Genomic DNA, 18853 nt, shown 5'->3' on the forward strand with positions numbered 1-18853 from the left:
CTCGGGTGGGACGGGAGGTATTGCAGCACGTTCGAGCTCATCGTGCAGCGGATTTCGCAATGAGCGCCTTGCCCTTCGTTTCGGGCAGGCAGAGGGCGGAGACGATCACGAGCAGATAGCCGGCGCCGGCCACGCCGCCGATCGCTTTCACGAGCGACGTCGACTGCGCGAGCGTGCCGACGAGAATCGGGAACAGCGAGCCAAGACCGCGCCCGAGGTTGTAGCAAAAGCCCTGGCCGGAGCCGCGGATCGAGTTTGGATAAAGCTCGGAGAGATACGCGCCGATGCCCGCGAAGATGCCCTGCACCACGAGGCCGAGCGGAAAGCCGAGCAGCAGCATGGCGCCATTCGTGATGGGCAGCATGGTGTAGGCCATGCCGAGCGCGAACGAGCCGAGCGCGAACAGGACGAACGAGGTGCGCCGGCCGATGCGGTCGCAGAGAATCGCGCCGACGATATAGCCCGCAAACGAGCCGGTGATCAGCACGATCAGGTAGCCGCTCGTGTCGAACACCGAGAGATGGCGCACGGTTTTCAGGTACGTGGGCAGCCAGGTGGTGATCGCGTAGTAGCCGCCGAGCATGCCGGTGCAGAGCGCGCTGCCGAGCAGCGTGGTGGCGAGATGCGCACGCGAGAAGATCTGCAGGAAATGCGCATGCGGGGCGCCGCGGTCACGCTCGCGCCGCGTTTCCACGAAAACGTCGGGGTCGCTCACGTTGCGGCGCACGTAGAAGATCCAGAGCGCGGGCACGATGCCGATCCAGAAGCAGGCGCGCCAGGCGAGCGCCTCGGGCAGGACGGCGAAGAAGGCCCAGTAGAAGATCGCGGCCGCGGCCCAGCCGAACGACCAGCTGCTCTGCAGGGTGCCCACCGCCTTGGCGCGGTGCTGCGGCGCGCGGATCGTCTCCGCCATCATGATCGTGACCACCGACCATTCGCCGCCGAAGCCGAAACCCTGCAGCGTGCGCGTGGCGAGCAGTTGCCAGAACGAGTTCGTGAATCCGGAGAGGCAGGTGAAGACCGCGAATGTCGCGATGGTCCACTGCAGCACGCGCACGCGGCCGTAGCGGTCGGCCAGCACGCCCGCGAGCCAGCCGCCGAGCGCCGATGAGATCAGCGAGCTCGTCGCGATCATCCCGGCCTCGCTCTTGCTCATACCCCAGGAGGCGATCAGCGTGGGGATCAGGAACGAGTAGATCATGAAATCGAACGCGTCGACGGCGTAGCCACCGAAGCCGGCGTAGAGCGTTCGACGCTCGCGTCCGTTCAGTTCCGTGAACCACTGGAACGATCCCATCGCGTGCCTTCCCCCAATTGTTGTGTGCGCCACCATCTGTCATGCCGTATGCGGCATGAATGCTGGAGCGGGGGCTATTTTACGGCGCGAGGGAACGCGCAGGCGAGCGTTCGATTACATTTCCCTTAGCCAGGCAGCGCGAGGAAGCGCCAGGAAGCGAATGAAGGGCTCGATACGGGCTTGACGCAGGGGTGTCGGCGAGCGGCGCGACACGCGCGCCGGCACGCTTGCGCCGGCACCCGCTGGTACCCTTTATGCGGCGATCCGCTCTTCGGGCATGCGCTCGATGTCGAGCGTTTCGTCGTGGAAGGCAGCAAGCGATTCGCGATGCGCGACGCTCACGATTGCCGCCTTCGGCAGGCGTTCGTTGAGGAGCTTGTAGAGACGGCCTTCGTTGTCGGAATCGAGGGCGCTCGTCGCTTCGTCGAGGAACAGGTAGTCGGGCTTGTGCAGCAGCACGCGCGCGCCGGCCAGCCGCTGCTGCTCGCCAGGCGAGAGCACGCGCGTCCAGTGCGCCGACTCGGCGAGGCGGTCCGCGTAGTCTTCGAGGCGGCAGGCGCGCAGCGCCTCGCGGCAGTCCTCGTCGCTGTAGTCGTCGGCCGGCGACGGGTAGGTGAGCGCCGCCTTGAGCGTGCCGATCGGCAGATAGCTTTGCTGCGGGATGAACATCATGCGCGCGTCCACGGGCGCGTCGATCGAGCCTTCGCCGAACGGCCAGAGGCCCGCGAGCGCGCGCATCAGCGTGCTCTTGCCCGCGCCCGAGGGGCCGCGCACGAGCCAGCGCGAGCCCGGCTTGATGGCGACGTCGCGCACTTCCGAAAGCGGCGTGCCGTTAGGCAGGGCGAGCTTCAGGCGGTCGGTGGAGAGCGCATTCGCGTCGACGAAGTGCAGGTTGATGCCGCCGTGCTCGGTGGCGGGCGAGACGGTTTCCTTCAGGCGCGGCGAGTGGACCACGCGCACGAATTCGCGCAGACGGTTGACGGTGGCGCGCCAGTCGACCAGCGTCGAGTAACTGTTGATGAACCACGAGAACGAATCGCTCACGGTGCCGAACGCCTGCGAGATCTGCATCAGCACGCCGAACGTGAACGCGCCCGCGAAATAGCGCGGCGCGGCGACGACGAGCGGGAAGATGATGGCGATCTGCCCGTAGAAGCTCAGCACGAAGGTGAGGCGCTTCGTGTACTTCATCACGCGCCACCAGTTGTCGCGAATGTGCTGGAAGAGGCCTTGCGCACTGCCGAGCTCGGTGTTCATGCCGTCGTAGAAGGCGATCTGCTCGGCGTTTTCGCGCAGGCGGATGAGGCCGAAGCGGAAGTCCGCCTCGACTTTCTGTTGCTGGTAGTTGATCGACACGAGCGGGTGGCCCACCTTCTGGATCACGACGGAGCCGAGCACGGCGTAGAGCGCGGCGGCCCATACCATGTAACCCGGAATCGCGATCGGGTGGCCGCCCAGCGTGATCGAAAGCGCGCCCGCGAGCGTCCAGAGAATCGTCACGAAGGAGATCAGCGTGACGACCGTGGAGAGCAGGTCCAGCGTGAGCGAGAGCGTACTGGTCGCGAACGACTGGAGGTCGTCGCTGATCCGCTGGTCGGGGTTGTCGGCCAGCCGGTCGCGTTCGATACGGTAGAACGCGCCCTTGCCGAGCCACTCGTCGAGAAAGCGCGTGGTGAGCCACTGGCGCCAGCGGAAGCCGAGCATCTGGCGCAGATAGCGTCCGTACACCGCGAGGATGATGAAGGCGAACGCGAGCACCGTGAAGATCATCAGAAGGTGCGGGAACTGCTTGACGTCCTTGCCCTGCAGCGCGTTGTAGAAGTCGGCGTTCCAGCTGTTGAGCCGCACGTTGATCCACACGACCAGCAGGTTGATGACGACGATCGCGATGAGCAGCCCCCAGGCGATCCATCGCTCCTCGGACACCCAGTAGGGTTTGATCAGGCTCCAGGCCGTGATCTTTTCGGGCTGATCCGGCGTGGCGCGGGAAGAAAGGTTGGTCATGTGCGTCCTGATGTTGACCCGGCCCGAGGCCGGAGAAGGCGAGCGCGCGGCGACGGCGGTGCAGGGATTCTGTCGCCAGCCGCTTAAGCCGGGCTTAACCGTCGTTCAATCGCCGTTCGATCGACGTGTTCAATCGCCGTGTAAGCGCGCGCGGCTCATTGTCTCACCGGCGGCCGCCGGCGGGCGGATCCGGGCGTTGCGGGCATTGTGCCAGAGCACGGAAACCTCCCGGCAAATGCTCGGGGCCGGTCGGGCGCGAGCAAGGCGGCATGCGCGGTGGCGGGCCGCGGCGCCCGCGCCGGCGCGGTTTGCGGGCTCCGCGCCTTTTGTGGTCTAATGTCCGTTGACGAAACAGGGGTGCTTCGCCGGCATGCCGGGCATGTCGCTGTGAGGCTGAGAGAGACCCTTCGCACCCGATCCGGGTAATACCGGCGCGGGAAGTTTCCGGAAAGTCTTGCTGGAGTCCGTTCCAGTTTCCCGCCGGGCAAGCGTGCATGGGACCCGTGCCCCATCGCCCCATACGCCTGTCCGGCCGGCCTTGCCAGCCGGTTTCGTCCTTGGGTACGTCTGCTGCTGCCGTACGGAAAGGATACGATGACCGCCTATTCCTCAGTTCATTCAGTTCATTTGGCCCGCGCGCCGGTCAGCATTTCGGCCTGTTCCGGCATGCGTGGGTTCGCGCGCGGCGGAGTCGCGTCATGAACGCCCGCTCTGCCGCAGCCATGCCGGACTTCGCCGTTCTCGGCGGAGGGCTTTCGGGGCGCCTTGTCGCCTGGCGGCTCGCCGGCGCGGGCCACCGCGTCGCGCTCTACGAGCGCGGCGGTCCCGAAGGCGCCGACGCGGCCGCGTGGGTCGCGGCCGCGATGCTCGCGCCGCTGGCCGAGGCCGCCGTCGCCGAGCTGCTCATCACCGAGCTCGGCGTCGCGTCGCTCGAGACGTGGCCGCAGATTCTCGCGGAGCTGCCGGAGCCGGTGTTCTTCCAGCACAACGGCACGCTCGTGGTCTGGCATCACGCCGACCGTACGGAGGCGCCGCTTTTCGAGCGCCGCGTGCGTGCAAACGCGCCGCACTGGCTCGCCGATGAAGGCTTCGTCGCACTGGCGGGCAAAGAGCTCGACGCAGCCGAGCCCGCGCTTGCCGGGCGCTTCGCGCGCGGCTGGCTGCTGCCCGGCGAAGGGCAGCTCGACAACCGCCAGGTGCTCAAGGCGCTGGCGGCGGGGCTCGTGCAACGGGGCGTCGAAACGCACTGGCACACGAGCGTGAACGACGCCGATCTGCCGCGCGCCCGCGTGACCATCGATTGCCGGGGCCTGGGCGCCAAGCCCGCCGTGCCTTCGCTGCGCGGGATTCGCGGCGAAGTCGCGCGCGTGCACGCGCCGGGCATCGGGCTCATGCGGCCCGTGCGTCTCCTGCATCCGCGCTACCCGCTCTATATCGCGCCGAAGCAGAACGACCTCTACGTGATCGGCGCCACCGAGATCGAAGGCGAGGACATGTCGCCGGTGAGCGTGCGTTCGGCGCTCGAATTGCTGAGCGCCGCGTTCGCCGTGCATCCGGCCTTCGGCGAGGCGCGCATCCTCGAACTCAATTCGCAGTGCCGTCCAACGCTGCCCGATCATCGTCCGGCGCTGATCTGGGACGGCGCACAAACCTTGCGCGTGAATGGCCTCTATCGGCACGGCTTCATGATCGCGCCGGCCGTGGCCGACGAAGCGGTCCGCTGCGGCGAGGCGCTGCTCGATCAGCGCGTGACCGATCAGGACACCTTCGAAACGCTGCGCCGCGACTCGCGCTGGAGCGCGATGCTGCATGCGCAGGGCGCGCAGGAGCCGGCCTGACGTGCGGCGGTATGGCTTGCACGAGGAGCGTTTCCCGTAACAAGACTTGCAGTGAACAGAATCGACATGGACATACAGATCAACCAGAAGCCGCTCACGCTGCCCGAAGGGGCGACCGTTGCCGACGCGCTCGCCGCGTTCGGCGCGCGGCCGCCTTATGCGGTCGCACTGAACGGCGATTTCGTCGCGCGCGGCCAGCACGGCGCGCGCGCGCTCCAGGCGGGCGACCGCCTCGACGTCGTGAGCCCGGTGGCGGGCGGCTGAGCCGCCTCGCCCGTTCGCGTGCTTTTGCGCGTCGTCTCTTTGACGCCTCGACCCGATGCCACCGCGCAAGGATTCCTCCGCCATGACCACCACCTCCACCGCCGACGCGCTCACGCTCTACGGCGAAACCTTCGCGAGCCGCGTGCTGCTCGGCTCGTCGCGCTATCCGTCGCTGCAGTCGCTGTCCGATTCGATCGACGCGGCGCGTCCCGGCATGATCACCGTGGCGCTGCGCCGCCAGATGAACGACGGCACCGCCGAAGCGGGCTTCTTCGACCTGCTCAAGCGCCACGGCGTGCCGCTCCTGCCGAACACGGCGGGCTGCCTCACCGTCGACGAGGCCGTGACGACGGCCCACATGGCGCGTGAAGTCTTCGAAACCGACTGGATCAAGCTCGAGCTGATCGGCGACGACTACACGCTGCAGCCCGATCCGGTCGGCCTGATCGAGGCCGCGTCGCGCCTCGCGAGGGACGGCTTCAAGGTGCTGCCCTACTGCACCGAAGACCTCGTGATCGGCCGGCGTCTGCTCGACGCGGGCTGCGAGGCGCTGATGCCGTGGGGCGCGCCGATCGGCACCGGCAAGGGGGTGATCAATCCCTACGGCCTGCGCGTGCTGCGCGAACGGCTGCCGGACGTGCCGCTGATCGTCGACGCGGGCCTTGGCGTGCCCTCGCACGCGGCACAGGTGATGGAGTGGGGTTTCGACGGCGTGCTGCTCAACACGGCAGTCTCGCAGGCGACGCACCCGGACGCGATGGCGCGCGCGTTCGCGCTGGGCGTGGAGGCGGGCCGCGCCGCGTATCTCGCCGGGCCGATGGCCGAGCGCGAGGCGGCCGTGGCGAGCACGCCTGTCGTGGGCATGCCGTTCTGGCATCAGGATGGAGTCAAGCAATGACCGAGACGCTGCGACTGCAGGACCGCGAACTGTTCTGGCCGCCGGCCGACGAGTTGACCACCACCGCGGAGCGCATCCGCGCACGCCTTGGCGACTGGCCGCCCACGCAGGCGCCCTGGCGCATCTGCCTCACGCCGCCGGATGCGCCGAACGGCGGCGACCTGATCATGGTGACCGACGCCGCGCCGCACCTCGCGAACATCGCACGCTGGATGACCGCAGGCGCAGGCGTGATCGAAGCGGCCAGCGACGATCCCAAGGCGGGCCGCGTGACGCTGCATCTGGGCGGCGTGCGCTACGCGCTGGAAGGCGGGCTGGCCGAGGACTGGGTGCCGGCGCTGGCGGCATTCCTCGACTGCGGCTTCGATCCGCACGACGCGCTCGTGCTGGCGCTGGCCTGGCGCGACGGCGATGAGGTTGACGAGACCCGCGAGTACGCGTGGCCGGTCGACTTCACGCGCTTTCCGCGCGTGCTGGGCCTGCCCGCCGCGCCGGCCCAGCCATTCGCGCCGTGCCCGGCGAAGCTCGGCCTGTACCCCGTGCTGCCGACGGCCGACTGGGTCGAGCGCGTGCTCGACTACGGCGCGAAGACGGTGCAGCTGCGCAGCAAGCAGCCGAAGTCGCCGCAATTGGTGGCGGAAATAGAACGCTGTGTTGCGGCGGGACGCCGGCACGACGCCCGCGTGTTCATCAACGACCACTGGCAGGAGGCGCTGGCGGCGGGCGCTTACGGCGTGCACCTCGGCCAGGAGGACCTGCGCGACGCGGATCTCGGCGCTCTCGCGGCGGCGGGCGTGCGCCTCGGCCTCTCGACGCACGGCTACTTCGAGATGCTCACGGCGCTGCACTTCCGCCCGAGCTATCTCGCGCTCGGCGCCGTGTTCCCCACCACCACCAAGGCGATGCCGACCGCGCCGCAGGGGCTCAAGCGTCTCGTGCGCTACGTGCAGCTTCTCGAGGGCGTGGTCCCGCTCGTGGCGATTGGCGGCATCGACGGCGCCGTGCTGCCGCAAGTGCTCGCCACGGGCGTCGGCTGTGCGGCCGTCGTGCGGGCGGTGACCGAGGCCGCCGACCCGGCTGTAGCGGTTGCTGCGTTGCAGAACGCGTTTACGCAATAATGGCCCGCTGACGGAAGGCCGAACGTTTGTCCGGCCATGCCGTCGGGGGGCCGGTCGACGTCGGGTTGACGTCCTTTACCGGCTGAATCGGCGACGGGGCGTGTCACGGCAGCTTTTTCATGATGGCCCTATAATCCCGCCTTCGTGTAAATGGACTGTCAGCTTACGTGCCATCCTCATCTGAATCCCTGCTGGAGCTGCGCGACGTCGATTTCGGCTATGGCGACCGGCTCGTCCTGTCCGGCCTGAACATGCGCTTTGGGCGCGGTCAGGTCGTGGCGGTCATGGGCGGCTCCGGCGGCGGCAAGACGACGGTGCTGCGTCTGATCGGCGGTCTCGTGCGCGCCCGGCGCGGCCAGGTGCTGTTTCATGGCGAAGACGTGGGCGCCCAGTCGCGCGCGGGCCTCTATGCCCTGCGGCGCAGGATGGGCATGCTGTTCCAGTTCGGCGCGCTCTTCACCGACATGTCGGTGTTCGAAAATGTCGCCTTCGCCTTGCGCGAACACACCGATCTTCCCGAAGAGCTGATCCGCGACCTCGTGTTGATGAAGCTCAACGCCGTGGGCTTGCGCGGCGCCCGCGACCTCGCGCCGTCGGAGATCTCGGGCGGCATGGCCCGGCGCGTCGCGCTGGCGCGCGCCATCGCGCTCGACCCCGAACTCATGATGTACGACGAGCCGTTCGCGGGCCTCGACCCGATCTCGCTCGGCATCACGGCAAACCTGATCCGCACGCTCAACGAAGCGCTCGGCGCGACCTCGATCCTCGTCACGCACGACGTGCCGGAGTCGTTCGCGATCGCCGACTATGTGTACTTTCTTGCCAACGGCGGCGTGCACGCGCAAGGTACGCCCGCCGAGCTGCGTGCCTCCACCGACCCGACCGTGCGCCAGTTCATCGACGGCGCCCCGGACGGCCCGTTCCGTTTTCATTACCCGGCGGACGTGCCGCTCGCCGCGGATTTCGGCATCGGCGGAGGCCGCTCATGATCGGCGCCATCAGTTCGCTCGGGCGCTCGGTGATCGAACAGATCACGCGCGCCGGTCACGCGGCCCGCTTCTTCGTGCGTCTCGTGCTCGAATTCTTCCCGCTCCTGCGGCGGCCGCGCCTTGTCACGAAGCAGATCCACTTCGTCGGTAATTATTCGCTGTTGATCATTGCCGTCTCGGGGCTCTTCGTCGGCTTCGTGCTGGGTCTGCAGGGCTATTACACGCTCAACCGCTACGGTTCCGAACAGGCGCTCGGCCTGCTGGTGGCGCTTTCGCTCGTGCGCGAGCTCGGGCCCGTCGTCACGGCGCTCCTGTTCGCGGGCCGCGCGGGCACCTCGCTCACGGCCGAAATCGGCCTCATGAAGGCCGGCGAGCAACTGACGGCGATGGAGATGATGGCGGTCGACCCCGTGCGTATCGTGGTCGCGCCGCGCATGTGGGCGGGCGTGATCGCCATGCCGATCCTCGCGGCGATCTTCAGCGCGGTCGGCATACTCGGCGGCTACGTGGTGGGCGTGCTGCTGATCGGCGTCGACGCGGGCGCTTTCTGGTCGCAGATGCAAGGCGGCGTGGACGTCTGGACCGACGTGGGCAACGGCGTGATCAAGAGCATCGTGTTCGGTTTCGCCGTGACGTTCACCGCGCTTTACCAGGGCTACGAGGCCAAGCCGACGCCCGAGGGCGTGTCGCGCGCGACCACGAAGACGGTCGTCTACGCGTCGCTCGCGGTGCTGGGCCTCGACTTCCTGCTCACCGCACTGATGTTCAGCTAAGGTCGCAGGCTGCGAGAGGGCGGGCCGCGCGGGCTCGCCTCGGCGGCTCCACCTGAAGACGGCGGGCGCTGGCGCCGCCGCAACGGATTCTGATTGGGATGACGATGAAAAAGAATGCTCTCGACTTCTGGGTCGGCCTGTTCGTGGTGCTGGGCTTCATCGCGCTGCTGTTTCTCGCGCTGAAGGCCGGCAACATGAGTTCGCTGTCGTTCCAGCCGACCTATCCGCTCAAGCTCAAGTTCGACAATATCGGCGGACTCAAGCCGCGCGCGCCCGTGAAGAGCGCGGGCGTGACCGTCGGCCGGGTGGCGTCGATCGGCTTCGACACGAACACCTACCAGGCGCTCGTGACGATCAACATGGACCAGCAATACCAGTTCCCGAAGGATACGTCGGCGAAAATCCTGACCTCGGGCCTGCTGGGCGAGCAGTACATCGGCCTGGAGCCGGGTGGTGACAGCGAAATGCTCAAGGCCGGCGACACCATTGCCATGACGCAGTCGGCGATCGTTCTGGAGAACCTGATCGGCCAGTTCCTCTACAGCAAAGCCGCCGATTCGGGGGCGGCGAAACCGGGCGCCTCGGCGCCGGCTCCGGCGCCGGCCGAGGCCGGCTCGGGCGCGGCAGGCAAGTGAGAAGGAGAACAACAATGTTCACGATGCGCATGCGCGCAGCCGCGATGGGTGTCGCGGTGCTGGCGATCTCGGGGTGCGCGACGGTGCAGACGCCGTCGAAAGACGACCCGTGGGAGGGTTTCAACCGCTCGATCTTCACCTTCAACGACAAGGTGGACCAATACGCGCTCAAGCCCGTAGCCAAGGGCTACGTGTGGGCGACGCCGCAGCCGGTGCGTGACAGTGTCACGAACTTCTTCTCGAATATCGGCGACGTCTACAACGCGGCGAACAACCTCCTGCAGTTGAAGATCACCGACGGCGTGGAAGACATCATGCGGATCGTGATCAACACGGTCTTCGGTGTCGGCGGTCTGTTCGACGTGGCGACGCTCGCGAAGCTGCCCAAGCACGACCAGGATCTGGGTCTCACGCTCGGGCATTACGGCGTGCCGGCCGGACCGTACCTCGTGCTGCCGTTCCTTGGCCCGAGCACGGTGCGCGACGCCGTGGGCTCGGCCGGCAACTATTTCATTAACCCGCTGACCTACGTCAATCCGGCGGCGCTGAGCTGGGGGCTGTACGGCCTGAACATCGTCAGCACCCGGGCCAACCTGCTCGGCGCGAGCGACCTGCTCGAGGGCGCCGCCATCGACAAGTACTCGTTCGTGCGCAACGGCTACCTGCAGCGCCGCGCCTATCAGCTGTCCGACGGCAAGGGCGGTTCGTCGTCGAATCTGCCCGACTACGGCGAAGGTGCGCCGCCGCCGAAGTACGAAGACGTCGACCAAGGGGCGGCCCCGGCCGCCGGTGCCACGGCGGCGTCGGGAGCAACGACGGCCGCGCCGGCGGTTGCCGCTTCCGGTGCGCAGGAGAGCGGCACGGCGCCTGCGCTGCCGGCTGGCGGCCCGGCGCCGCTGGTGGGCCCGAACGGAGCGGCGGCGGCCACCGGCGCGTCGGACACGACCGTGCCGGCCGACCAGATGGTGCCGCCCGCGCGTATCGGCTATCCGTCGATGCTGCGTCTGCGCTGACGCGCAGGCCGCGCGCGATTTGTCAGACATAAGCTGCTGCGTAACATGAAGAAACGGTTGTCGCAGAATCTTCGCAGTTTAACGATGGAGCCCGACAGAACTCGCGTGATATTGTTGGCTCCAACGGGGCGCTTCTCCCCATCACGCAGGACTTGATATGAAAAAATTCTTTCTGTTGCCGCTTTTCGCCATGTTTTTTGCGATGACGGGTGTGGCGTCCGCACAAACGGTGGACACCAGCAACCCCGATACGATGGTTCAGCAGGTCACCCAGCAGGTGATCGACCAGATCCGCGGCGACAAGTCGATCCAGGCGGGCGACATCAACAAGATCACGCAGCTCGTCAACGAGAAGATCCTCCCGTACATGGATTTCCGCCGCACGACGCAACTGGCGATGGGCCGCAACTGGCGCACGGCCACGCCGGATCAGCAGGCGCAGGTCATCGAGCAGTTCAAGACGCTCCTGATCCGCACGTACTCGGGCGCGCTCGCCCAGGTGCGCGATCAGCAGATCCAGTACAGGCCGTTCCGCGCGAACCCGGACGACACCGACGTCGTCGTGCGTTCGATGGTCATGAACAACGGCCAGCAGATCGAGCTCGACTACCGTCTGTACAAGACGCCGCAAGGCTGGCGCGTGTATGACATCAACGTGCTCGGCGCGTGGCTGATCCAGGCCTACCAGCAACAGTTCCAGGAAAAGATCCAGCAAGGCGGCGTGGACGGCCTGATCCAGTTCCTCACGCAGCGCAACCAGCAGCTCGCCGCGGGCAAGACTTCGTGAGCACGCGCTTCGATACCGGTGCGGCGCTGACCCACGAGAGCGCGAAAGCCGCGCTCGCGGCGGGGCTGGCGCGCATCGCGCAGGGCGCGACCGCCGTCGACTGCGCACCCCTCACGCAATTCGATTCGTCGGCGCTGGCCGTGCTGATCGCCTGGCAGCGCGCCGCGCGCGAGCGCGGCACGACGCTCGACGTCCTCAATCTGCCTTCCAAGCTCGCGAGCCTCGCGCACGCCTACGGCGTCGATTCGCTCCTGCACGAGCGACATTGACGCGCGGCGGCTCCCCGGTCCCCGGTTCTGCCGGCGGACTGGGCGGGTTCGCCGCGATTCCCTCCTCTGCGTCTCTTCGGGCCAGGTCGGCTCTTACGACTTTGCCCTATAATCAACCGTTTTTTGGGCGTTGCCGCCGGATTTTCGGCGGCACGGATGGCGCTACGGGCTGTCCCCCATTTCCCGGTCTTCCCCCGCAGCATTGATGCACTTTATAGCCGCACCGCCACGAGACGGGCGGCGTTCGAGTCATGCCAGCCATAGAAATTCGTAACGTCAAGAAGCGCTACAAGGAGCTCCAGGCGCTCAAAGGCGTCAGCTTTACGGTCGAAGAGGGCGAGTTCTTCGGGCTGCTCGGCCCGAATGGTGCGGGCAAGACCACGCTCATCAGCATTCTTGCGGGCCTCGCGCGCGCCGACGAAGGCTCGATTGCCGTGCGCGGCCACGACGTCGTGAATGACTACCGCAACGCGCGCCGCAGCCTTGGTGTCGTGCCGCAGGAGCTGGTGTTCGATCCGTTCTTCACGGTGCGCGAGACGCTGCGCATCCAGTCCGGCTACTTCGGCCTGCGCAACAACGACGCGTGGATCGACGAGGTCATGGCGAACCTCGACCTCACCGAAAAAGCCGACGTCAACATGCGCGCGCTCTCGGGTGGCATGAAGCGCCGCGTGCTGGTGGCGCAGGCGCTCGTGCACCGTCCGCCCGTGATCGTGCTCGACGAGCCGACCGCCGGCGTGGACGTCGAACTGCGCCAGACGCTCTGGAAATTCATCGCGCGCCTGAACCGCGAAGGCCACACGATCGTGCTCACCACGCACTACCTGGAGGAAGCCGAGGAGCTGTGCGACCGCATCGCGATGCTGCGCCGCGGCGAAGTCGTGGCGCTCGAGCGCACTAGCACGCTCCTGCAGCGCTTCGCGGGCACGCAGCTATTCCTGCGTTTCTCGGAGGGCGTGCTGCCCGCCGAGCTGCGCACGCTCGAAGTCGATCCGTCGAACGTCAACACGCGCCAGCACCTGCTGCGTCTTGCCAACTACGACGAGGTCGAGCGTATCCTCGCGCTGTGCCGCGCGAACGGCTGCAAGCTCGAGGAGATGGAGGTCCGCAAGGCCGATCTGGAGGATGTTTTCGTGCAGGTGATGAGCGGTCCGGAAGTGATCGAGGGGCTGGCATGAGCGGTTTCCAAACGCTGTTCTACAAGGAAGTGCTGCGTTTCTGGAAGGTTGCCTTCCAGACCGTGCTCGCGCCCGTCATCACCGCACTGCTCTATCTGACGATTTTCGGCCACGCGCTGCGCGGTCACGTGCAGGTGTATCCGGGCGTCGAGTACACGAGCTTCCTGATTCCCGGTCTCGTGATGATGAGCGTGCTGCAGAACGCGTTCGCGAACAGCTCGTCGTCGTTGATCCAGTCGAAGATCACGGGCAATCTCGTATTTGTCCTCTTGCCGCCGCTCGCCGCCTGGGAGATGTTTGGAGCTTACGTGCTCGCGTCGATCGTGCGCGGGTTGGCGGTCGGCGCGGGCGTGTTCGTGGTGACGATCTGGTTCATTCCGGTGAGCTTCGCCGCGCCGCTCTATATCGTGGCGTTCGCCGTGCTCGGCTCGGCCATTCTCGGCACGCTCGGCCTCATCGCCGGCATCTGGGCCGAGAAGTTCGACCAGCTCGCGGCGTTCCAGAACTTCCTCATCATGCCGCTCACGTTTCTCTCGGGCGTGTTCTACTCCACGCATACGTTGCCGCCCGTGTGGCGCGAAGTGTCGAGGCTCAACCCGTTTTTCTACATGATCGACGGCTTTCGCTACGGGTTCTTCGGCTTGTCCGACGTAAGCCCGTTCTGGAGCTTCTCGATTGTTTTCGTGTTTTTCGTGGCGCTCGCCGCGCTCGCGATGCGTTTGCTTGCGAGCGGCTACAAGCTGCGCCACTAAGCAGGACAGGAGCTTCTCACCATGTTGCCGACACCGGAACAGGTCAAGCAGTACATCTCGGCAGGGCTCGCATGCGAGCACCTCGAAGTGGAGGGCGACGGCCAGCACTTCTTCGCAACCATCGTCTCGCCGGCCTTCGAAGGCAAGCGCCTGATCCAGCGCCATCAGCTGGTCTACGCCGCACTTGGCGATCGCATGCGCGAGGAAATCCACGCGCTCAGCATGAAGACGCTTACGCCCGCCGAATGGCAGAACGCATAATCTGGAATATCAGTGCGAATCACCCAGGATAAAGACGGCGCCGTCAGCGGCGCCTCGCCCCAAGCGAAAGACGCGGCCCAGCAGGCAGGCCGCACGGATCAGGAAACCTCAGGCATGGACAAACTCGTCATCGTCGGCGGGCGGAAGCTCGCGGGGGAAGTGGCCGTTTCCGGCGCGAAGAATGCCGCGCTGCCCATTCTGTGCGCGGGCCTTCTGACGGCGGAGCCGGTCCATCTGGAGAACGTGCCCGACCTGCAGGACGTGCGCACCACGCTCAAGCTGCTCGGCCAGATGGGCGTGCGCACCGAGCAGTCGGGCAGCCGCGTGCAGCTCGACGCTTCGAAGCTAACCAATCTCGTCGCGCCCTACGAGCTCGTGAAGACCATGCGCGCCTCGATCCTCGTGCTGGGGCCGCTCGTCGCGCGCTTCGGCGAGGCGAAGGTGTCGCTGCCGGGCGGCTGCGCGATCGGCGCGCGCCCCGTGGACCAGCACATCAAGGGCCTGCAGGCGATGGGCGCCGAGATTACGATCGAGCACGGCTTCATCGAAGCGCGCGCGAAGCGCCTGAAGGGCGCGCGCATCGTCACCGACATGATCACGGTGACCGGCACGGAAAACCTGCTGATGGCCGCCGTGCTGGCCGAGGGCGAAACGGTGATCGAGAACGCCGCGCGCGAGCCCGAAGTGGGCGATCTCGCGAACCTGCTCGTCGCGATGGGCGCGAAAATCGAGGGTATCGGCACGGACCGCATCACGATCCAGGGCGTCGACGCGCTGCACGGCGCGAAGCACACGGTCATTCCCGACCGCATCGAGGCCGGCACGTTCCTGTGCGCGGTGGCGGCCGCCGGCGGCGACGTCACGCTGCGCCACGTGCGCCCGGGCATTCTCGACGCCGTCACCGAAAAGCTGCGCGAAGCCGGCGTGACGATCGAAGAGGGCGACGACTGGATGCGCGTGCGCATGAGCGGCCGCGCGCGCGCCGTCAACGTGCGGACCTCCGAATACCCGGCCTTCCCGACCGACATGCAGGCGCAGTTCATGGCGCTCAACGCGCTGGCGGACGGCACCTCGCAGGTCGTGGAGACGATCTTCGAGAACCGCTTCATGCACGTGCAGGAACTGAACCGCCTGGGCGCGAGCATCACCATCGACGGCAACACGGCGCTCGTGGCGGGTGTCGAGAAACTCTCGGGCGCGAAGGTCATGGCAACCGACCTGCGCGCCTCGGCGAGCCTCGTGATCGCGGGCCTGTGCGCCGACGGCGAGACGCTGATCGACCGTATCTATCACCTCGACCGCGGCTACGACCGCATGGAAGAGAAGCTGACGAAGATCGGCGCGAACGTGAAGCGCATCAAGGGGAACGCGGCATGAGCACCGTCCAGACGCCGGCTGCGGCGGCAGGCGCCCCGCTTACGCTCGCGCTCTCGAAGGGCCGCATTTTCGAAGAGACGATGCCGCTCCTCGCCGCCGCGGGCGTGCAGGTGGCGGAAGACCCCGAGACCTCGCGCAAGCTGATCCTGCCCACGACCGATGCGAACCTGCGCGTGATCATCGTGCGCGCAACCGATGTGCCGACCTATGTGGAATACGGCGCCGCGGACTTCGGCGTGGCCGGCAAGGACGTGCTGCTGGAGCATGGCGGCAGCGGCCTCTATCAGCCGATCGACCTCGACATCGCGCGCTGCCGCATGTCGGTGGCTGTGGCGGCGGGCTTTGATTACGCGAACGCGGTGCGCCAGGGCGCGCGCCTGCGCGTCGCGACGAAATACACGGAAACCGCGCGCCAGCACTTCGCGGCGAAGGGCGTGCACGTCGACCTCATCAAGCTGTACGGCTCGATGGAGCTGGCGCCGCTCGTCGGCCTTGCCGACGCGATCGTCGACCTCGTCAGCTCGGGCGGCACGCTGCGCGCGAACAATCTGGTCGAGGTCGAGGAGATCATGCCGATCTCCTCGCGCCTCGTCGTGAATCAGGCGGCGCTCAAGCTGAAGCGCGCCGCGCTGCGGCCTTTCATCGACGCGTTCGAACGCGCGTCGCTACGCGGCGCGCAAGCGAGTCCGGCCGAGGCAGGCTAAGGCCAGCCAGGGCAGGCGTCGTTCGCGCAAGGGGCCTGCACAGGGCGCCCTCGCGCACAAACCGTTACGGATGGGTATCAGCATGGCTATCACGATTCGCAAACTCGATTCCAGCGCCGAAGGCTTCAAGAAGGCGCTGCACGCGGTGCTCGCGTTCGAGGCGAGCGAAGACGAGGCGATCGAGCGCTCGGTGGCTCAGATCCTCGCCGACGTGAAAGCGCGCGGCGACGCCGCCGTGCTCGACTACACGAACCGCTTCGATCGCCTTTCGGCCAACAGCGTCGCGGCACTGGAGCTGCCCATGAGCGAGCTCGAAGCGGCGCTGGAGAGCCTCGAGCCCAAGCAGCGCGCGGCGCTCGAAGCGGCGGCGGCGCGCGTGCGCGGCTACCACGAGAAGCAGCGCATCGAGTGCGGCTCGCATAGCTGGCAGTACACCGAAGCGGACGGCACCGTGCTCGGCCAGAAGGTCACGCCGCTCGACCGCGTGGGCCTTTACGTGCCGGGCGGCAAGGCCGCGTATCCGTCGTCGGTGCTGATGAACGCGATTCCCGCGCGCGTTGCGGGCGTGCGCGAGATCATCATGGTCGTGCCCACGCCCGACGGCGTGAAGAATCCGCTCGTGCTCGCCGCAGCGCTGCTCGGCGGCGTGGACCGCGTGTTCACGATCGGCGGGGCGCAGGCGGTGGCGGCGCTCGCTTACGGCACGGCCACGATTCCGCCCGTCGACAAGATCTGCGGCCCCGGCAATGCCTATGTGGCGTCGGCCAAGCGCCGCGTGTTCGGCACGGTCGGCATCGACATGATCGCGGGCCCCTCGGAAATCCTCGTGCTCTGCGACGGCACCACGGACCCGCGCTGGGTCGCGATGGACCTGTTCTCGCAGGCCGAGCACGACGAGCTCGCGCAGTCGATCCTGCTGTGCCCGGACGCGGCGTTCATCGCGCGCGTGGAAGAGGCGATCGGCGAGCTGCTGCCCAGCATGCCGCGTGCGGAGGTCATTGCCACGTCGCTCACGAATCGCGGTGCGCTCGTGAAGGTGCGCGACATGGCCGAAGCCTGCGCCATCGCCAACGAGATCGCGCCCGAGCACCTCGAGATCTCCGCGCTGGACCCGCAGAAGTGGGGCGCCGAAATCCGCCATGCCGGCGCGATCTTCCTCGGCCGCTACACGAGCGAGAGCCTCGGCGATTACTGCGCGGGGCCGAACCACGTGCTGCCTACGTCGCGTACCGCACGTTTCTCGTCGCCGCTCGGCGTTTATGATTTCCTCAAGCGCTCGAGCCTCATCGAGGTCAGCGCGGAAGGCGCGCAGACGCTCGGCGAGATTGCCGCCGAACTGGCCTATGGCGAGGGCCTGCAGGCTCATGCCCGCAGCGCCGAATACCGGATGAAGCAGGGCTGATCGAACCCGGCGGCCCGGTGCCGGACTACCCTGCCGTGCGATCCATGGCGGGCTGGCCCGGTAGTGCAACGTTCTGCAGGCGCATTGAACGGCAAGACCCGTTTGCGAGAACCTTACGATAACCAGGGCGGCTCCGAAGCCGTCCGATAGAGGGCTGGCCGCCATCGTGCGCGTCCGCCCGCCCAACATGACGACACCTCAAGACATTCTCCGCCCCGATGTGCTCGCGATGACGAGCTATCCGGTGCCCGACGCGACCGGCTTCGTGAAGCTGGACGCCATGGAAAACCCGTTCACGCTGCCCGGCGATCTTGCGGCGCGACTGGGCGAGCATCTGGCGGAGGTCGCGCTGAACCGCTATCCGGCGCCGCGTCCCGAGGCGCTGATCGCGAAGCTCAAGGCCGCCATGCACGTGCCGGCCGAGTGCGACGTGCTGCTCGGCAACGGCTCGGACGAAATCATCAGCATGATCACGATGGCGTGTGCGAAAGCGGGCGCGAAGGTGCTTGCGCCGGTGCCGGGCTTCGTGATGTACGCCATGTCGGCGAAGTTCGCGCAGGTGGAGTTCGTGGGCGTGCCGCTCAATGCGGATTTCACGCTCGACACGGATGCCATGCTCGCCGCGATCGCCGAACATCGTCCCTCTGTGATCTGGCTTGCGTACCCGAACAATCCGACCGGCACGCTGTTCGACGACGCCGATATCGAGCGCATCATCGCGGCTGCCCAGGCCGCGCAGGGTCTCGTCGTGATCGACGAGGCTTACCAGCCGTTCGCGCAGAAAAGCTGGATGCCGCGCGCGGGCGAGTTCGACAATGTCGTGGTGATGCGCACGATGTCGAAGCTCGGGCTGGCGGGTATCCGCCTCGGCTACCTGGCGGGCCGCCCCTCCTGGCTCAACGAATTCGACAAGGTGAGGCCGCCGTACAACGTCAATGTGCTGACTCAGGCCGCCGCGAATTTCCTGCTCGATCACGTGGATGTGCTGGACGCGCAGGCCGCACAGCTGCGCACCGGGCGCGCGGTGCTCGCGGCCGAAGTGGCGGAATTGCCGGGCGCCGAGGTGTTCGAGAGCGCCGGCAATTTCCTGCTGGTGCGCGTGCCGGACGCCGCCGCGGTGTTCGATACGCTGCTCACGGCGCGAGTTTTGATCAAAAACGTGAGTAAAATGCACCCATTGCTGGCGAATTGTGTTCGCCTCACCGTCGGGACACCCGACGAAAACGCGCAGCTCCTCGCCGCGCTGAAGCTCGTGCTGAAGTGAGCTTCGTTCTCTAACTCTCCTGTTACGGGT

General features: G+C 67.0%; 19 protein-coding genes and 1 riboswitch. Of the genes, 17 read left to right on the top strand and 2 right to left on the bottom strand.

Going from position 1 to position 18853, the window contains the following annotated elements:
* Window positions 1–37 precede the first annotated feature (37 nt).
* Together BAC01S_RS25630 and BAC01S_RS25635 are read right to left on the bottom strand one after the other, a co-directional pair.
* On the bottom strand, window positions 38–1297 hold the full coding sequence (locus tag BAC01S_RS25630; RefSeq protein WP_027797329.1) for an MFS transporter: 1260 nt from the start codon (window positions 1295–1297) through the stop codon (window positions 38–40).
* 252 nt (window positions 1298–1549) lie between these two features.
* On the bottom strand, window positions 1550–3301 hold the full coding sequence (locus tag BAC01S_RS25635) for an ABC transporter ATP-binding protein/permease (protein ID WP_027797330.1): 1752 nt from the start codon (window positions 3299–3301) through the stop codon (window positions 1550–1552).
* Window positions 3302–3644: 343 nt separating this feature from the next.
* Window positions 3645–3758: riboswitch (TPP riboswitch) on the top strand.
* A 241-nt stretch (window positions 3759–3999) separates the two neighbouring features.
* On the opposite strand from BAC01S_RS25635, the gene BAC01S_RS25640 reads away from it, so the two are divergent.
* The 17 genes from BAC01S_RS25640 to hisC all read left to right on the top strand — a co-directional run bounded on the left by BAC01S_RS25640 (window position 4000) and on the right by hisC (window position 18823).
* A complete protein-coding gene (locus BAC01S_RS25640; RefSeq protein WP_027797331.1) occupies window positions 4000–5139 on the top strand; it encodes an FAD-dependent oxidoreductase in 1140 nt (379 codons plus the stop codon).
* Window positions 5140–5205: 66 nt separating this feature from the next.
* Complete coding sequence (gene thiS / locus BAC01S_RS25645; protein WP_027797332.1) at window positions 5206–5403, top strand: sulfur carrier protein ThiS; 198 nt, start codon at window positions 5206–5208, stop codon at window positions 5401–5403.
* A gap of 82 nt (window positions 5404–5485) precedes the next feature.
* Window positions 5486–6301 carry a thiazole synthase gene (locus BAC01S_RS25650; RefSeq protein WP_027797333.1) on the top strand — a complete coding sequence of 272 codons (816 nt, stop codon included), beginning with the start codon at window positions 5486–5488 and terminating at the stop codon, window positions 6299–6301.
* On the top strand, window positions 6298–7419 hold the full coding sequence (thiE, locus tag BAC01S_RS34105; protein ID WP_084168862.1) for a thiamine phosphate synthase: 1122 nt from the start codon (window positions 6298–6300) through the stop codon (window positions 7417–7419). Before BAC01S_RS25650 ends, thiE begins: the two co-directional genes overlap by 4 nt.
* Window positions 7420–7586: 167 nt before the next feature.
* On the top strand, window positions 7587–8408 hold the full coding sequence (locus tag BAC01S_RS25660; protein WP_027797335.1) for an ABC transporter ATP-binding protein: 822 nt from the start codon (window positions 7587–7589) through the stop codon (window positions 8406–8408).
* Window positions 8405–9181, top strand: coding sequence for a lipid asymmetry maintenance ABC transporter permease subunit MlaE (gene mlaE / locus BAC01S_RS25665; RefSeq protein WP_027797336.1), 777 nt, complete (start codon window positions 8405–8407; stop codon window positions 9179–9181). The genes BAC01S_RS25660 and mlaE overlap by 4 nt, the downstream gene beginning before the upstream one ends.
* Window positions 9182–9279: 98 nt before the next feature.
* The gene (gene mlaD, locus BAC01S_RS25670; protein ID WP_174442464.1) at window positions 9280–9816 is read left to right on the top strand and encodes an outer membrane lipid asymmetry maintenance protein MlaD; all 537 of its coding nucleotides are present in this window, start codon (window positions 9280–9282) and stop codon (window positions 9814–9816) included.
* A 14-nt stretch (window positions 9817–9830) separates the two neighbouring features.
* The gene (locus BAC01S_RS25675; protein WP_027797338.1) at window positions 9831–10829 is read left to right on the top strand and encodes an MlaA family lipoprotein; all 999 of its coding nucleotides are present in this window, start codon (window positions 9831–9833) and stop codon (window positions 10827–10829) included.
* A gap of 157 nt (window positions 10830–10986) precedes the next feature.
* Window positions 10987–11616, top strand: a complete 630-nt coding sequence (locus tag BAC01S_RS25680) for an MlaC/ttg2D family ABC transporter substrate-binding protein (protein WP_027797339.1) — start codon at window positions 10987–10989, stop codon at window positions 11614–11616.
* Complete coding sequence (locus tag BAC01S_RS25685) at window positions 11613–11885, top strand: STAS domain-containing protein (RefSeq protein ID WP_027797340.1); 273 nt, start codon at window positions 11613–11615, stop codon at window positions 11883–11885. The genes BAC01S_RS25680 and BAC01S_RS25685 overlap by 4 nt, the downstream gene beginning before the upstream one ends.
* Before the next feature lie 251 nt (window positions 11886–12136).
* Window positions 12137–13063: an ABC transporter ATP-binding protein gene (locus BAC01S_RS25690; RefSeq protein WP_027797341.1), complete on the top strand. Its 927-nt coding sequence runs from the start codon at window positions 12137–12139 to the stop codon at window positions 13061–13063.
* Window positions 13060–13815 carry an ABC transporter permease gene (locus BAC01S_RS25695; RefSeq protein ID WP_027797342.1) on the top strand — a complete coding sequence of 252 codons (756 nt, stop codon included), beginning with the start codon at window positions 13060–13062 and terminating at the stop codon, window positions 13813–13815. The genes BAC01S_RS25690 and BAC01S_RS25695 overlap by 4 nt, the downstream gene beginning before the upstream one ends.
* 21 nt (window positions 13816–13836) lie before the next feature.
* Window positions 13837–14076, top strand: coding sequence for a BolA family protein (locus BAC01S_RS25700; RefSeq protein ID WP_027797343.1), 240 nt, complete (start codon window positions 13837–13839; stop codon window positions 14074–14076).
* Window positions 14077–14190: 114 nt separating this feature from the next.
* Window positions 14191–15453, top strand: a complete 1263-nt coding sequence (murA, locus tag BAC01S_RS25705) for a UDP-N-acetylglucosamine 1-carboxyvinyltransferase (protein ID WP_027797344.1) — start codon at window positions 14191–14193, stop codon at window positions 15451–15453.
* On the top strand, window positions 15450–16157 hold the full coding sequence (gene hisG, locus BAC01S_RS25710; protein WP_027797345.1) for an ATP phosphoribosyltransferase: 708 nt from the start codon (window positions 15450–15452) through the stop codon (window positions 16155–16157). The genes murA and hisG overlap by 4 nt, the downstream gene beginning before the upstream one ends.
* A gap of 82 nt (window positions 16158–16239) precedes the next feature.
* Window positions 16240–17559 carry a histidinol dehydrogenase gene (gene hisD / locus BAC01S_RS25715; protein WP_027797346.1) on the top strand — a complete coding sequence of 440 codons (1320 nt, stop codon included), beginning with the start codon at window positions 16240–16242 and terminating at the stop codon, window positions 17557–17559.
* Between the two features lie 187 nt (window positions 17560–17746).
* Window positions 17747–18823, top strand: coding sequence for a histidinol-phosphate transaminase (hisC, locus tag BAC01S_RS25720; protein ID WP_027797347.1), 1077 nt, complete (start codon window positions 17747–17749; stop codon window positions 18821–18823).
* Window positions 18824–18853 lie beyond the last annotated feature (30 nt).

The organism is Paraburkholderia acidipaludis NBRC 101816, assembly GCF_000684975.1.
Classification (GTDB): domain Bacteria; phylum Pseudomonadota; class Gammaproteobacteria; order Burkholderiales; family Burkholderiaceae; genus Paraburkholderia; species Paraburkholderia acidipaludis.

Bases quoted from the DNA above. Each gene is read 5' to 3' on its own strand.
- BAC01S_RS25635 (WP_027797330.1), bottom strand. From the start codon at position 3,301: ATGACCAACCTTTCTTCCCGCGCCACGCCGGATCAGCCCGAAAAGATC.
- BAC01S_RS25630 (WP_027797329.1), bottom strand. From the start codon at position 1,297: ATGGGATCGTTCCAGTGGTTCACGGAACTGAACGGACGCGAGCGTCGA.
- thiE (WP_084168862.1), top strand. From the start codon at position 6,298: ATGACCGAGACGCTGCGACTGCAGGACCGCGAACTGTTCTGGCCGCCG.
- BAC01S_RS25675 (WP_027797338.1), top strand. From the start codon at position 9,831: ATGTTCACGATGCGCATGCGCGCAGCCGCGATGGGTGTCGCGGTGCTG.
- BAC01S_RS25640 (WP_027797331.1), top strand. From the start codon at position 4,000: ATGAACGCCCGCTCTGCCGCAGCCATGCCGGACTTCGCCGTTCTCGGC.
- BAC01S_RS25650 (WP_027797333.1), top strand. From the start codon at position 5,486: ATGACCACCACCTCCACCGCCGACGCGCTCACGCTCTACGGCGAAACC.
- hisD (WP_027797346.1), top strand. From the start codon at position 16,240: ATGGCTATCACGATTCGCAAACTCGATTCCAGCGCCGAAGGCTTCAAG.
- BAC01S_RS25695 (WP_027797342.1), top strand. From the start codon at position 13,060: ATGAGCGGTTTCCAAACGCTGTTCTACAAGGAAGTGCTGCGTTTCTGG.
- mlaE (WP_027797336.1), top strand. From the start codon at position 8,405: ATGATCGGCGCCATCAGTTCGCTCGGGCGCTCGGTGATCGAACAGATC.
- thiS (WP_027797332.1), top strand. From the start codon at position 5,206: ATGGACATACAGATCAACCAGAAGCCGCTCACGCTGCCCGAAGGGGCG.
- BAC01S_RS25680 (WP_027797339.1), top strand. From the start codon at position 10,987: ATGAAAAAATTCTTTCTGTTGCCGCTTTTCGCCATGTTTTTTGCGATG.
- hisG (WP_027797345.1), top strand. From the start codon at position 15,450: ATGAGCACCGTCCAGACGCCGGCTGCGGCGGCAGGCGCCCCGCTTACG.
- murA (WP_027797344.1), top strand. From the start codon at position 14,191: ATGGACAAACTCGTCATCGTCGGCGGGCGGAAGCTCGCGGGGGAAGTG.
- BAC01S_RS25700 (WP_027797343.1), top strand. From the start codon at position 13,837: ATGTTGCCGACACCGGAACAGGTCAAGCAGTACATCTCGGCAGGGCTC.
- mlaD (WP_174442464.1), top strand. From the start codon at position 9,280: ATGACGATGAAAAAGAATGCTCTCGACTTCTGGGTCGGCCTGTTCGTG.
- BAC01S_RS25690 (WP_027797341.1), top strand. From the start codon at position 12,137: ATGCCAGCCATAGAAATTCGTAACGTCAAGAAGCGCTACAAGGAGCTC.
- hisC (WP_027797347.1), top strand. From the start codon at position 17,747: ATGACGACACCTCAAGACATTCTCCGCCCCGATGTGCTCGCGATGACG.